Annotated in this window: 16 protein-coding genes; 5 read left to right on the top strand and 11 right to left on the bottom strand. The window is 50.6% G+C overall.

Going from position 1 to position 13189, the window contains the following annotated elements; translation table 11 throughout:
- Positions 1–132: 132 nt before the first annotated feature.
- The 4 genes from ACR0NO_RS09625 (at position 133) to ACR0NO_RS09610 (ending at position 2394) form a co-directional block, all read left to right on the top strand.
- The gene (locus ACR0NO_RS09625; protein ID WP_480723799.1) at positions 133–450 is read left to right on the top strand and encodes a hypothetical protein; all 318 of its coding nucleotides are present in this window, start codon (positions 133–135) and stop codon (positions 448–450) included.
- A 91-nt stretch (positions 451–541) separates the two neighbouring features.
- Positions 542–754 carry a hypothetical protein gene (locus ACR0NO_RS09620; protein WP_480723798.1) on the top strand — a complete coding sequence of 71 codons (213 nt, stop codon included), beginning with the start codon at positions 542–544 and terminating at the stop codon, positions 752–754.
- Positions 755–1020: 266 nt separating this feature from the next.
- Positions 1021–1317 carry a hypothetical protein gene (locus ACR0NO_RS09615; protein WP_480723797.1) on the top strand — a complete coding sequence of 99 codons (297 nt, stop codon included), beginning with the start codon at positions 1021–1023 and terminating at the stop codon, positions 1315–1317.
- A gap of 30 nt (positions 1318–1347) precedes the next feature.
- Complete coding sequence (locus ACR0NO_RS09610; protein WP_480723796.1) at positions 1348–2394, top strand: hypothetical protein; 1047 nt, start codon at positions 1348–1350, stop codon at positions 2392–2394.
- Between the two features lie 159 nt (positions 2395–2553).
- On the opposite strand, the gene ACR0NO_RS09605 is transcribed toward ACR0NO_RS09610, so the two are convergent.
- A complete protein-coding gene (locus ACR0NO_RS09605) occupies positions 2554–3348 on the bottom strand; it encodes an SdiA-regulated domain-containing protein (RefSeq protein WP_480723795.1) in 795 nt (264 codons plus the stop codon).
- Positions 3349–3702: 354 nt separating this feature from the next.
- Here ACR0NO_RS09605 and ACR0NO_RS09600 point away from each other — a divergent pair, with 354 nt between their 5' ends.
- Positions 3703–4461, top strand: coding sequence for a DUF4956 domain-containing protein (locus ACR0NO_RS09600; protein ID WP_480723794.1), 759 nt, complete (start codon positions 3703–3705; stop codon positions 4459–4461).
- Here ACR0NO_RS09600 and ACR0NO_RS09595 read toward each other — a convergent pair whose 3' ends face one another.
- The 10 genes from ACR0NO_RS09595 to ACR0NO_RS09550 all read right to left on the bottom strand — a co-directional run bounded on the left by ACR0NO_RS09595 (position 4462) and on the right by ACR0NO_RS09550 (position 12561).
- Positions 4462–5403, bottom strand: a complete 942-nt coding sequence (locus ACR0NO_RS09595; RefSeq protein ID WP_480723793.1) for a metallophosphoesterase family protein — start codon at positions 5401–5403, stop codon at positions 4462–4464. It abuts the gene before it with no gap.
- Positions 5393–6826 carry a hypothetical protein gene (locus ACR0NO_RS09590; protein WP_480723792.1) on the bottom strand — a complete coding sequence of 478 codons (1434 nt, stop codon included), beginning with the start codon at positions 6824–6826 and terminating at the stop codon, positions 5393–5395. The genes ACR0NO_RS09595 and ACR0NO_RS09590 overlap by 11 nt, the downstream gene beginning before the upstream one ends.
- Before the next feature lie 19 nt (positions 6827–6845).
- Positions 6846–7490: a hypothetical protein gene (locus tag ACR0NO_RS09585; RefSeq protein WP_480723791.1), complete on the bottom strand. Its 645-nt coding sequence runs from the start codon at positions 7488–7490 to the stop codon at positions 6846–6848.
- 120 nt (positions 7491–7610) lie between these two features.
- Entirely contained in the window at positions 7611–7784 is a 174-nt protein-coding gene (locus ACR0NO_RS09580) for a hypothetical protein (RefSeq protein WP_170355752.1), read from the bottom strand.
- 41 nt (positions 7785–7825) lie between these two features.
- Positions 7826–8131 (bottom strand): hypothetical protein, encoded by a 306-nt coding sequence (locus ACR0NO_RS09575; RefSeq protein ID WP_480723790.1) that lies wholly within the window; start codon positions 8129–8131, stop codon positions 7826–7828.
- 52 nt (positions 8132–8183) lie between these two features.
- Positions 8184–8798: a hypothetical protein gene (locus ACR0NO_RS09570; RefSeq protein ID WP_480723789.1), complete on the bottom strand. Its 615-nt coding sequence runs from the start codon at positions 8796–8798 to the stop codon at positions 8184–8186.
- Between the two features lie 130 nt (positions 8799–8928).
- The gene (locus tag ACR0NO_RS09565; RefSeq protein ID WP_480723788.1) at positions 8929–10542 is read right to left on the bottom strand and encodes an alpha/beta fold hydrolase; all 1614 of its coding nucleotides are present in this window, start codon (positions 10540–10542) and stop codon (positions 8929–8931) included.
- A 242-nt stretch (positions 10543–10784) separates the two neighbouring features.
- Complete coding sequence (locus tag ACR0NO_RS09560) at positions 10785–11204, bottom strand: hypothetical protein (protein ID WP_480723787.1); 420 nt, start codon at positions 11202–11204, stop codon at positions 10785–10787.
- Positions 11205–11448: 244 nt separating this feature from the next.
- On the bottom strand, positions 11449–11748 hold the full coding sequence (locus ACR0NO_RS09555; protein WP_170380609.1) for a hypothetical protein: 300 nt from the start codon (positions 11746–11748) through the stop codon (positions 11449–11451).
- A gap of 141 nt (positions 11749–11889) precedes the next feature.
- A complete protein-coding gene (locus ACR0NO_RS09550; RefSeq protein WP_480723786.1) occupies positions 11890–12561 on the bottom strand; it encodes an outer membrane protein in 672 nt (223 codons plus the stop codon).
- Positions 12562–13189: the final 628 nt, after the last annotated feature.

The following is a 13189-nucleotide window of genomic DNA, read 5'->3' as shown; positions in this document are numbered from 1 at the left end:
GAAACCCACACAACTTTGGCTTATTTTAGCAAGCAAAGTTGCTCGAATAACCCCACGTCAGTGGTGGTTAAAAGAACCAGTCTCAAATTGAAATATCCCCGACTGGTCTAACAGTGAAATCGGAATATGAAAATGAGCAAGCTACTTATAGCAGCGGGTGTGCTGTGCGTTGGAGCAATTGCTGCCTACGGAAGCGGCTATCGCGTCATAGACACGCATGAGGGCTACGTTGTTTTGAACGCGTCCGAAAGCTGCGTCTATGAAACCCTGATTTATACAATGAGCGGTGAGAGCGAAGTAGATGAATCGAACCCGTACGCTAGCTTCGCCAAAGGTAAAATCGCCGACATTGCCAAGAAAGTTGGTGCCTACGAAAGAGCGGGTTTCTTAGACAGTGATGGTGGTCTTTTGATGGGTGGAGACAACAGTTTCTCCCACTGCTTTAACTGATCACAAACACAGGAATAACTGAGTGTTAAAGGGTATTCGTCCAAGGCGAACTCTTAATTCATTTGTGTCAAACAACACAAGGATTAGACCAATGAAAAAGTCTTTAGTCGCGTTGACAGTGGCCGCACTGACCGTTGCCGGTTGTTCAGATATGACACCCGAAGAGCAAGAGGCCATGCTCGAAGCAGTTGCCGCCGGATTGGAAGGTTTCGCAGACGGGTATAACGAAGCCAACAACTACAACCGGACAATCCACTGCACTTCGCATCACTACGGAAATATGACTTCTACCAGTTGCTTTTAAGGGATGTACCTATGCTTAAGAAAATCCTGATTGGTGCTTCCGCAATTGTTGCTGGCTTTGTCGGCTATGAGGCGTGTTATTAGGAGTTCAATCCTACGACCAAATGCAACTTGGCTTACAAAGAACTCTAAAACGAAGCGTTAAAAAAACTTGGGGCAGGCATCGATGGCACATGCGTCTCGGATCTAAGGCTACCGTATTTGATGCCGGACGGCAGCTTGCATAGTGTGTAGAATTGAAGACCGCTTAAGCAAATGGAGAGTCCAATGATTGCCCTGATCACAGCAACGATTTTGGTGATTGGCTTTGCATCGTCTGCCCATGCATTTGATCGTCAAACGACTGACGCGCTTCAACTGTGCCACGACTATTTGTGGGATGTACCCAAATATGCTGACCTGCCAAACGCCGCGATTTCCGTATTTCCCGGCATTTTGAACGATCAAAGTATCGTCGTTTTCTGGAATGTGTATTGGGATGACCCAACAGTGCGCGCAGCTGGTAACTGTACGATCATTGACGGCGCGGTGAAGGGTTTTGAAGATTATCTGGCGCAGGAATAGGACAAGACCCGTGCCGTCTTTTGCAAAAACGTGGCGCGGGTCGAAGACTTCATGAAGCGGTCAGCGTTTCTCTGGCTAGCGGCTGCTCTTCTTATAGCGGCGGGCACGACCTGGCTTGTATCTCGCCCTCTTTTACGGATTGAAACACTCAGAGACTTGGCGGAGGCGGTACTGCCTGAACCGGCGCTCCTTAACGCATCAGAGTTGGAGCAGCGCCTTCTGGCAGTCGGCCTTCACCCGACCGGTCTGCTAAGCGATCTCGGCGTCGATGACCACCTGGCTCGGCTGGAAGCCGACAAGGTCGACGCAGCTACACTGAGCGCGTATGCCGATGCCATAGGGGTATTGTCGGCAGTCAGCGCGGATCGCGGTCAAGCCTTGCCGCCGACGCTTTGGGATGTGAGCACGCCAGCGCTTCGTGAGGCGGGCTGGACTGTATACACACTCACCGAAGCAATGGCATCAGATGCCGGAGTGATTCACGTCGCACTTCTATCTGATGCTTACGCGGCTTTTCTCGAGCGCAAGCCCAATGCATTGGAAGGCGCATTGGCGCTGCTGCCGCTTTCCCGTAACTATGTCGAAACGCTGCCAGAGAGTGCGCGAGCAGAGCGCGAACGCCATGCCAAGACTGACGGACAGGCCACCCTGTTGATCTGGCAAGCTCTGTTATCAGGCACAAGCAGGCACAATCCTTTAACGCACCGCCCCCTGTGGAGCCACGGCTACATCGGCCACTTTAGTGTGCCGCACATCCATCAATATGCAACGGGCGAGGGCCTTACCGCGAGCCAGGTTTGGGGAGTTGACGGGTTCAATCCCGCGTTCGTCGGCCCAGCTACCAATAGCAACCAAGTAGAACATTTGGGCATTAGCGCATTGCTGCAGGGCGTGGCGCATGTGCCGGGCGCGGTCTTAACCGCCACTGAAGCATTCGAAGTCTTCGTTGATCACGACGACCCAGCCGCTGCCCGAGCGGATAGGGCATTGAACGACGCCGTGAGAACGGTACTCCTCCCCCGCATTGAGGAAGATCCGAACGCGCTGGTCTCTGCATTGACTAATGCACTCCGATAGCGTTGCTGCTTTTCGCTACTTTTTTGCATCCATGCCCGGTTGCAACCCTAAGCGGACATTCGAAACTAGGAGTCGCAACTCCCAAGGTGCGGGAAGAGGTGGTGGTTTCGTTTTTTCTGTAATTAAATGCGACAAGCCAATGCGAGTTTGTTTCGGGAATCAAACTTGCGGTAAAACAAATGCGTATAGGCGTGATTTTTTTCCATCATCGGTCAAGATGTAAAGAACGCCACCACTTTCATCCAAAGCTATCCCCTCAGGGTTCTTCACTTCCTTTACTTCATCCTTTTTGGAGTAAATTAAGTCGATAGATTTGACTGTTTGAATTTCAGGATCAAAAACGAATATTCGGCGCCCTTCATCGCTGAGTATCCATAAAGACTTGGTCTCGCCGGACCAGGCGATCCCGCTGATGTCTAATTCGTCATCGTCGGCACTAGATGAAACGAAACCAGCCTCAGCCGTTAGTGGAACTACTCCAACAATCTCATCAATTTCCGAGGAGATGACGAGCAGCAGCCTTGGTTGGCCCTCAATGACTACGAATACTTGCCCAGAGTCTTGATCTACTGTGATCCCTTCTGGACCCTTGTTCAAAGGGTTCTCAGCAAGCATTTCAGCAACTTTGCCGTAGCCCCTGAGTGAAGAAATCGGGGTAGAATTGACTTTGATTGGGTCTGTAGGTTGGACAGCTAGGATAGATCGGTCAGTTTCTTGTAACAGCAATACAGACCCATCATTTCTTCCAGCGACACCTTCCAAGTCTGTGCCCAGATGTTCTGGAAGTTTGAACGAATTCTTTAGCTCTCCATCTACTCCTAGAAGGTGCAGCTTCGATGCTTCATCGCTTACTGCCCACAAGAATCCATCAACGCTGGAAAGCGATAACCCAGATGGCTCAGAAAAGCCCTCTGATTTATCTGCCACTTTGTAAGACTCAATAAGTTCCAACATATCAGTCTGCGCTCTCACTGGGCTCGTTGACGCTACAGTGTTGGCGAGCAGAGCCAGGCTCGCGCAAATTACCTTCGCTACTCTTCGTTTGTGCCGATCATTTGGCTGGTTCATTCGAGTAAAATCTGCGTTCGTTTGGACTTAGTTCATACTCGATCAAAAATCGATGTTGTCCAACCTAACACAGTATTTCGCGGAAGTATGATGTTTGACCCCGCAAGGCTTTACCGGAACTAAATTCATAAGGTTGAATTAGTCTATGGTAGTGCGGCTTAGTCGCGAGGTGTGGTGCGATTAAGCCAAGTTACTCACTACAGAGCGACTATTCGACGATTCAGCGGGAGGGAAAGTCTGTTGAGTAAGCTATTTTCGATTGCATCGGTCCTTTCGGCCGTGCTTTTGCCTAGTATTGGCTATTCTCAAATTGATCCTGCTTCCTTGCTCGCGGGAACGTCCGAATCAGAGATAGTGATTGAAAGAGGCTGGACTCAGTTCCGCGGCAAGCAGGAACTCTACTTCTTCACGCTAGACGTTATTGTAACGATCATTTTGACCGCTTTGATTGTCTATCATCCCGTACGACGTAAAGCACGCCGAAGTGTCAGCGATCTGGTTATGCCCAGACTGTTCTTCCTTTACGCGCTAATTGGAATGGCTGTGGGATTCCTGGTAGTCCAGCACGGTTCAATGATTGGTTTCGTTATTTTTGGCATCGGTGCGTTGCTCAGGTTCCGCTCCAATCTGGATGATCCGGTCGATACAGTCGAAATGATAATCGTAACGGTTCTTGGTCTTGCCGTCGGTTTGGGCTTACCGCTGATGGCCACACTGGTGGCGATTGTGTGTTGGTGCTTCATTTGGCTCGGAGGGCGAAACAAGGGCGTGGAAGTTTCGCTCAAGGCTTCAGATGAAGAACACTCATTGAAAGTCAGCGGAGACATTGAAGCCATGGCCGCAGACGCTGGCTGGAAGTTGGTCAGAAAACACCACGTCCCCGGAAAATCTCGCGTTTCATTGCTTTTCATCACCTCGGGAGGACTTTCAGAAGCTCGGATCGAAGAGATGGTAAACGATCTGGTCCCTGAAAAAGTCGAACTGAAACTCAACCTCTAGTCATTTCACAAGGTCTAAGCGCTTCAACACCGCATTCGGGGATCTGATCTCTTTCGGGAGCGACTTGAAGTTTACCGATCTTTCGAAATCAGGCCCTCGATAAACTGCTATCCCAAACTCTCCGTTCGGCTGGAACTTAACATGAGTGAAGCTGTGAGGTGATCTGGCGCTATCGCCAATAAGCCGCCGCGGACCACCTCCCAAACAAGCTTGAGAGACGTAGGCCACACCGTCCTTCCAACCAGGGTAGAAGGCATGATGGTGGCCTGACAGGTGCAGAACGACACCGCTTTCCAGGTAGATTTTCTCAAGTGTTGGGTCACCGATGATTTCGCGTTCGCGCTGGATCGCAAACGGCCAAAGTGGGAGGTGACTGAAAGTGACAATCGGGTCTCCGTCTGCACCCAGTTCCTGTAGGCGGTCCTGCTGGTCACCGGACAGGGGTCCTAGGGTTGTTGCATCCAGAGACGCAAACGTAATGCCCTGCATCTCAAATGCGTAGAAGAACGGGTAGTCATTTGAAACCAAGAAATCGACGTCTGGTTTTCTCGGAGTCCATTCCGCTGCGTATATTTTTCTTTCACGCTCGAACCCACTGTAGGCGGAAGCATCATGGTTTCCAGGCGTGACCGCAAATGGAATTCCGGCAGCCGCTAGAGGATCTGATACGGCCACGTGAAACGCCTTCCACATCTCCCTGACCTGTTTGTCGGACAAGTTGGGAATGCGCTGTCCCGCAACCATGTCTCCGGTCGAAATCACCAAATCGGGATCAATCTCGATTATGCGCTCAATCGCTTTGTCGACGCGGGCATCGTATCTTACCGAACCATAGCTTCCATTCAGATCCGATATTACGATGACATCCAATGCCGCCGCTTTGCAGGCGAGCAGAGTGGTCCAAATGAACGCCGCAAAAAGGGTGGAAAGCTTACGGGGCATTACAGTCCACAGCCTCTACCTCGGTGTCGTTTCTCAAAAAGAATGCGACAGGATCCAAGTCGAACATCAACTCACCATTAGAACAATTGTCCTGGAGAATGGACGTTGCCAGCTCGGTGTTTTTCACAACTTGGGCAATCTGCCTATCTGACAACCCAAAGCTTTGCGATAGCCAGTCAAAGACCGAGCCTTGGGTTTGAAGGTCACTATTCAATGCAACCAAGCTCCGATATGTGCTTGGAGAGAAGTGGCGAATTTTCTCCAGCATTTGTGTAGATTTCGCGAAGTTGGCATACTCGACACGCCCACCAGCATCGTTGTCGTTTAGATTGCTGCGACGGATCAATAACGCGTCGGCGGGAACGTCTCCATCGTTTGGCTCATGGTGCTTGGCTTTCTTATGCTTCAGCTTTCCGTCTTCGACCCAATACCAATAGGGTGTGAAGTCTATGTTTCCTACGCGGTCCTGCTGGCTAAAGATGAAATCGAGGAGAACAATCTCGGTAAGTTCTTGCATCCAAAATGCCATCTGTTGTTCGCTGACATCGGGACCGAGATCCTTGTTGATCATCCGGTCTCTTCGACCTTCTCTGACGCCCTCTGCGATTGCCTCTGACAATGGTTTTGAAGAACGCAAAGCCAAGAAAGCGGGGGTTTCCTGAAAATCACGGTTTTGTCCTTTTCCCCAACCAGATTTGCGGGTGCCGTTGATTTCCGAGCCGTATCGATGTCCAGGGCTCTCAAGCAGAACACCATATATTTGCGTTCGATCTGCGGTGAATAGATCATCGGTCGGTTGGTATGAGTCCGGGTCCGCATCCGCAGCTGCGAAGACCCGCCAGCCTTCGTGGTTCATGCGCCCGCCATGAGAGCCACCGGAAATCGCAAGGCCGGGCTCTGCGACCTCGGAAAAATGCGCCCGGGCGTCCATGCTGCGCCAAACGGCGACTGGGACTTTGACAGTCGCGTCGAAATATCTGGAGAAATGATAGTAAAGCAACGACGAGGTGGAAAACGTTCCACTGGTGCCTTTTTGGTTCATGGTGGACTTGAATTTAGCCACCCTATCCTTGGCCAGATCTTTCGCGGCCTTCCCCTCTTTGCAAGCGTTTCTCTCGAACTGAGAACGGTTCCCCGTGTAGGGTCCTTCCGAAATATCGTAGACGGCCATTCCTGGGCTGGTGCTCCAGGTTTTTGGGCAAATAGCAATTTCGGAGGCATAGAAATCGATCTCGCAATAGGCAGTTTCTTCCTCAAGATCGCTGTTCTTGTACACGCCCGTTGGAACTTTTTCGATACGAATACAGCGTTCAGTAACGCCGTTGGGACTATCAAATGTCGTGGCTTCACCGAGAACATCGTCGCTCGCCCACAAGGCATTGGGTGCAATGAGAGCAAGTGACCCCAGAAGATTGAACTTCATTTGGATAGTCCTCCTGGATTCATTTAGGGCAAATCGCGGCCTGTTGTTCGGTGGAGATTTTCAACTTTGGGTCGACACTGAAGCTGGAGAATTTTGCGTCAATCCACTTGTCGCATCCGCCTGAACATGGGGCCCCGTTTCGGGCATCATTCCAATATTCCTTGGCCCTTTCTTCCGTCCAACCGCAAAACTGAACGAGCGCCATTGCCGACAATGCCCCCGAGGAATGAACGCCCCACATGCAGTGCACCAGGACAGGGCCTTTTCCAGGGTTTTCAATCACTTCGTGTATGGAAGCCATAACAGCACCGGGTCGGGAGGATCTGGCACTTTGATAGTCAAAGGATCCGTTTCCACAACTGGTGCGACCGTATTCGGTGTTTTTGCCAAAGTCGGCATAAAACCCGGTTGAAAACCCTTCATTGCACAGAGTTTCGCGTTGACCTTCACTCAGGCCAGTTCGATCCTTGTCGCCGCCCTTGAAACCAGAGCGATACAATACTCCGCTCAAGACTGGGCGAAAGAAAGCGACACCATCAACGCCTCCGTCACCCCCCTTTGAAAGCATTTGACTGTTGGTTGGACCGCCATTTCGACTGGTCACGTCAGAGTTCGCAGCGGTTGCGAGAACACCAATGAATATGAGGGACGCAAAAAACCGCATGCCAACTCCTTTCTATTCTTGAACCTCTAGTGCTCAAACTCTTGCGACCTGATAGTCTCTCGGAAAGGCTAATTCACGACAACCATATCAAGTCGGCAGTTAGCTTTCCGCTGTGAAACTTTAAATAGGCCACACCAGATTGATGATAACGACGACCACGAAGTAGGCTAGAAAAACTTTCCAGTTCCATTGGTGCTTGTTTTCTTCGTTGATCACGCCAGCCGATTTCAATGCCAGGTTAGTGATGATTAAGGCGACTACGATGACCGCCGCGTGTGCCAGGTCGAAATGCAAGTTTGAGCTCCTTCTTCAAGATTTGGGATTGATGGAATTTGTCAGCAATCACCTGACGGCAGCATAGTTACATCTGAGTACCTTCCCTCAGACGTCGTGATCCGTGCACATGCACCAGTATCTTTGTTAAACCAGTACGAGGTCAGCCCTTCGCTTCGGATGAGTTCAAATCCGAGACTTTGGATGCCCATTTCAGCTTGGCCCGCTCTTGCACCTTCAAATGAAGAAAGATCGCTTGAGCTGCCCACAGTTGGTGTATTTTCATCCACCGATCCGCTACTGTCGTCGCATGCTGCAAGCGCAGTGGTACACGCCGTGCCGATCACCAACAGGACCTTGGGTTTCATCTGTTTTTCCCTCTCTTTTTATACTTGCGTTCCAGGGTTTCTAGTCGATCACCTATTCAATTCCGAAAATGACGTTGTAGCTGACGGAAGAGTTGCTGCGATTGATAACCTCCACAACATGATCACCGGATTGCCAAAGCTGTCCTCGATACTCCTTGTCCGCCGACATTAATCCCAACAGTTCAGAACCATCGGGGTTACGAATAACGTAGTCCAAAGAGCCATTTCGCGGAGCAACGCGGACGTAGAGAAACTGTTCGTTTTTGGCACCGAGAACATATTGCTGCGACGCTCCGGGCGCGAGTTCACCGACGAGTTCTGCGCCAGTTGAACCAGAATCAAATTTGACACGTTGGCTACTAGTAGATCCGGCTGCGCCTGCCATGGCTCCTCCTCCATCATCCATCGCTTCAACAACCGACATCTCGCCGATGCTTCCATCCTTGTACGCGATGCAGCGCCAGATTGTTCCACCTGCATCACGCAGCATGACGAGCGTACCAGCTTCCGAGAACTGCGAGCTTTCAATTGTACCTGATTGACCGTCTGGTCCTCCCACCTGCCGCAAATGGTCAATACACGCATCGTCGGCTTCTGATATTGCAAAAGCAGCTGTACCCGCGATTGCGAAGACGGGTGTAAGGAGTTTGAGTATCTTAAGCTTCATCAGTTGGCCCCTGTTTAGTGATCGTTTTAGTTTCGTTTGGCCCAAGGTTGTGGCGGGCATATTTCTGACTTCAGATTTGCCTTTCTGGATTGCTTAGCTTTTTAATGAAGATCAACGTTGCCCAGAATTATTAATCCCTCGACAAAGACCCGTCTGGCAAAACGAAGTTCACTGGCTCAAGTTCGTTTAGGCAGGGCGCAGAAACCACGTTCGAGACGTCGGCGAGAAACTTCACCACAAGTGAAGCCGCGCAACGGTTGAATTCCCCAAGTTGGACATGCGTGCCAGACGGAAAAACAAACTGTTGCGCGTTCGGTAGCGCCTCCGCGATCTTGTCGGCGAGGAACGCTGGTGTTCTAGCATCTAGCTGACCTGTCAGTATCAGCGTCGGAACGTCAGTTCTGAGCGGCTCATCTGTATCAGGCGGAAGCTCTGGAAGCGCCAAAACCTCACACGCAGTCTTATACTGTTCAACTACCAACCCAGAAAACAACGCGGCATATTCACTCGTGTCAGGAGTTGTCTTGACCTCGTCGGTAGGTTTGACCGGATCTTCAGAGCAGACGACTGCGAAATGCATCAGCGAAGCAAGACTCCCAGCCGGTGCGTCTCTCGCTTCTAGTGCTGCCTGTCCAATGATTGGGCCGAGCCCTTCAGACAAACCCGCCCGGCCTTCGGAAAGTAAGAGTGTCAATACGGCCGGTAGACTGCCAACTGAGATCTGACCGCTTTGCCGCTCAAACACAAATTCAACGAAACTTTTCTTGGAGATGCTGAAGGTTAGAGTATCTGTCTCGTCTTTCGGGTTCGCATAGGTTGTTGGGATCGGGCCCTCTTGAAAGAGATCAATACCTTCTTGAACCAGAGAAAGCAGATCAAACTCTGCCTCGCATTTTGGCTCGGTGGAACATTGCGTTGCGAGTTGCATAATCGAGAAATCTACGCCAATCGCCCGGTTTTCCGCCCAATTTTTGGTCGTCGGTGTTTCTGCGCCGTCAAGGATGAGAGCTTCAATGTTGTTGCTGAACATACGAGCGTAGTGTTGGGCCAGAAGTGTTCCATAAGACGCACCGTAGACGGCTATTTTTTTGTATCCGAAGGCCTCTCGGGCAGCGTCCAAATCCTGCGCCATTTGCAGGCTATTGAATTTGGTCAAATCAATACCGTCGGCTTCAGCATCTGATTTGCAAGTTTGAATAGCGTCGCGAAACCAATCCCCATCGTCAGATGCAGTTTGATCTTCAGAGACAGCCCGCCACGGTAGACGATGAAAGGGTGTGCAATCCAAAGAAGGAATACTGTGTTTGGAACCGCGCTCTTCAAGGATAAAGATATCTCGGGTCGCGACCAACGGGCCGAGCATTGGATCTGAGAAGACAGCGTAGATCCCTTCCGTCAAAAGCGAGGATCCGGGTCCGCCCGACAGCATAAACACGGGCGGGGCGGCAGTTTCCCTTTTTTGGGAGACACGGACGAAAGGTAGGCCAATTAAGTCATCGTTGGGGTAGGAGCGGTCCTGTGGAACATAAAACGTGCCGCAAGACACATCCGACGCAATTTCTGCTTCATTTGGGGCGGGTACAATGCAGGGACCAGGAACAATCTCAAACGCACTTTGCGCGAATGCTGATCCGCTTAAAGCGATCATCGTCAACATGCCCAATGTGCACATCAAACGCAGCTTGCCGACAGCGGATAGAGCAAATTGGTAACAAACAGTAGGTTTTAGCGTCCTGCTGCTCATCAGGTCATGGGCCGTACGGCCATACTAAATTCAGCAGGAAAACAACAACGGCCATCGCGACAACTACTTTCCAATTAAACTTGCGACGTTCCTCTTCTTCAATGATCCCTGTCATTTGAAGTACAAAGAGTGTTGCCACTAGTAGTAGTACGGTTACGACTGCATGTGCCAAGTCAAAGTGCATTCAACAAGTTCCTTTCGTTTAGAAATCAATCCCTTCTTTGAATTAGGATCAGGGGATTTCACTTCGCTTCTCTTAACTTTGACAGAAACTCATCGCATGCCTGTGCGCTACCCACGATCTCGCCCGTCGTTTCAATTCCTTGCAGCGACGCCATCTCGGAATTCACGCGATTGAGGATCTGGTCCGCTTGCTCAGCGGTGATCAGGTTCTCGGCCTGTGCTCCTTTCAATGTGGAGCAGACACCGGCGGACAAGCCAGTCGCTACGCCAACACCCACCGCGGCACCGCCACCCATGGTCATCGCCCCAATCACGCCGAGAACGAGTCCGATCACAACTCCCAAGATTACTTTTCCCATTTTTTCCTCCCTGTTGGTGAGAACGAGCTCAGCTTTCACTACTGCCGCGAACCGCTTGCCAATCTGCAAATCAAAACCAGCATCAAAAGGTTGAGAACCGGTGCAAGCGCCGCGAACCACGGTTTGGCCGACTCTGAGACCAACTCCGCTACGAGTATCCAGGGCAATCCCAACGGCAGTAGGAACACGCCGGACAAAGGGTCTCTTTCTTGTCCCGACCAGCCAAAAGTACCCGTCAAGAACAGAAACAAAGCCAGCAGGTAAAAGATCGCGAATACGATTGTGGCTATTCTACAAACCAAGTCGAACTTTCCGAAATGCGAGCCAGTTCTGCGTAGCCGTATTCAGCTACGCACCAAACTGGTCACAATGCCCCTTCATCGCCTAGGAACTCGATACCAGCTGTCGCGCCATCACTGTAAGCAATGCAATTCCATGGTGCACGATCCTCGCCAACGCCGACAGTGACTTGTGTTCCCGCCTCGCTAAACGCAGATGAGAGCACCACGACCTGCGAATTGTTCGTTGTGTTGGCCACATCCCGTAAACATGCTTGCTGGGCCGGGGTCACTTCTGACGTTGCAGACGAGCTTCCTGTTTCGTCACATGCTGCAACAGCTAGAGATCCCAGTAATAGTGCAGCTGGTGTAGACAAATATTTCATCGTGGCCTCCTCATTTTTTCGACTAGTGCCGGTGCAAGTATCCAATCCAAAACCAACTATTCGTTCTCTGGTCTTGTCTCCGTGCTCAGCAATATGGACTGTTGGAGTTTCTTGGCATCGACAATGTTCAGTAGCACAATGCTAAAACTTGTAGTTATAGCCGATCTGAAGCGTCTGGCTTTTGTAGTCGATCTCGTCAAAAGCGATATCGGTAGTTGAGTCACTAACAAGCTTTAAATTTGGTGTCTCCCGGTAGCGGTAACCAATGTCGATTTCGCCGGAATTACCTACCGGAATTGTGGCCCCAAAACCGATCTGGTACGAAAATCCACCATCCGAGTCGTCAAATCTGCTGATACCTGCGGCAGCGTCCACTTGTGCATCCAAACTTGTATAGCCGATCCCGCCACCAACATAGGGGCGCCACGCGCTGTTGGTTTCAAATTCATACCAGGCATTGATCAGAAACGAGGTAGCGTCTAGATCGCCGTTTGCATTGAATGAACTGGTTCCACCAGACGTTTCAAAACTCGTGCCGTCGACATCTGAACTCGAATACGATAGTTCAAATTCAGCGCGGACCTGAGGCGCTACACGAGCACCCAGCACTAAGCCAGCGATGTAATTTCCGTTTGGGTCAAAATCCAGGGCGGCGGTTGAACTTGGGAATACGCTGTCGTTTTCCCCTTTCGCATCAACGCCAAAAACTGCACCGCCAAAAGCACCAAAATACATATCTTCAAGTTGCATTTGTGCTGAAACAACGTTGGGGATGATCAAAGCGGCAGACAAAACAACTATTTTAGTGCGCATTTCGAACCTCTTAGAATCTAAGCCATAGCCCAATGTTTTTCGCCTCGCGCCGCCTCGAAGATCAAGATTTAGTAGAATATTTGAATGCGATATGAGGTAGATCGGCAACATAGAAAAGTTCAAACCACCGATCCGTGTCGCACACTTTTCAAGGGGATATGGTCGACCTTTCGCGGGTCAAGCTTTTCCCACCAGTTAGGTAATTTTCTGAAAGCCTGAATTCATGGATTCGGGGAATTGTCGCTTACGGATCGTGTTCGCAACATCGATGCCATCGATTGAGTGACATCCATCGAAGGCCCTAACAATTGCTTCGAGTTTTTGCATCAAATCATCGTATCTTTTCTTCGCTTCGGCGAGCTTGCTGCGCTACCCTTGAATCCACCGTATGTGCCAAATCCATATGCCTCGGTTTGCCGACCTATTTCGACGTGGAGTAGGTAGTCTCGCAACATCATCGGCGGTCCGCTTTGTTTCTCTAAGGTCAGGATCCGTTGATTTACGTTAAGCCCGCAACGGACATCAGACATTATTGTTCGGATGACTGGTGCTAGGTTTAATCAGGAACCCGCTAAAGCGGTGCCTGAAACCTCGCGAGGCTGCGTTGGGGAAAGCTAAGCACAAGCGA

The sequence above is a fragment of the Ruegeria sp. CL3 genome, assembly GCF_056536505.1.
Note: the sequence above shows the minus strand (reverse complement) of the source record. Positions and strands in the feature narration are given on the sequence as shown.

What these genes read in the sequence shown, in the direction of transcription:
- ACR0NO_RS09570 (WP_480723789.1), bottom strand. Translation starts at nt 8,798, where the DNA reads ATGAAGCTTAAGATACTCAAACTCCTTACACCCGTCTTCGCAATCGCG.
- ACR0NO_RS09550 (WP_480723786.1), bottom strand. Translation starts at nt 12,561, where the DNA reads ATGCGCACTAAAATAGTTGTTTTGTCTGCCGCTTTGATCATCCCCAAC.
- ACR0NO_RS09605 (WP_480723795.1), bottom strand. Translation starts at nt 3,348, where the DNA reads ATGTTGGAACTTATTGAGTCTTACAAAGTGGCAGATAAATCAGAGGGC.
- ACR0NO_RS09625 (WP_480723799.1), top strand. Translation starts at nt 133, where the DNA reads ATGAGCAAGCTACTTATAGCAGCGGGTGTGCTGTGCGTTGGAGCAATT.
- ACR0NO_RS09565 (WP_480723788.1), bottom strand. Translation starts at nt 10,542, where the DNA reads ATGAGCAGCAGGACGCTAAAACCTACTGTTTGTTACCAATTTGCTCTA.
- ACR0NO_RS09620 (WP_480723798.1), top strand. Translation starts at nt 542, where the DNA reads ATGAAAAAGTCTTTAGTCGCGTTGACAGTGGCCGCACTGACCGTTGCC.
- ACR0NO_RS09575 (WP_480723790.1), bottom strand. Translation starts at nt 8,131, where the DNA reads ATGAAACCCAAGGTCCTGTTGGTGATCGGCACGGCGTGTACCACTGCG.
- ACR0NO_RS09595 (WP_480723793.1), bottom strand. Translation starts at nt 5,403, where the DNA reads ATGCCCCGTAAGCTTTCCACCCTTTTTGCGGCGTTCATTTGGACCACT.
- ACR0NO_RS09585 (WP_480723791.1), bottom strand. Translation starts at nt 7,490, where the DNA reads ATGCGGTTTTTTGCGTCCCTCATATTCATTGGTGTTCTCGCAACCGCT.
- ACR0NO_RS09590 (WP_480723792.1), bottom strand. Translation starts at nt 6,826, where the DNA reads ATGAAGTTCAATCTTCTGGGGTCACTTGCTCTCATTGCACCCAATGCC.
- ACR0NO_RS09555 (WP_170380609.1), bottom strand. Translation starts at nt 11,748, where the DNA reads ATGAAATATTTGTCTACACCAGCTGCACTATTACTGGGATCTCTAGCT.
- ACR0NO_RS09615 (WP_480723797.1), top strand. Translation starts at nt 1,021, where the DNA reads ATGATTGCCCTGATCACAGCAACGATTTTGGTGATTGGCTTTGCATCG.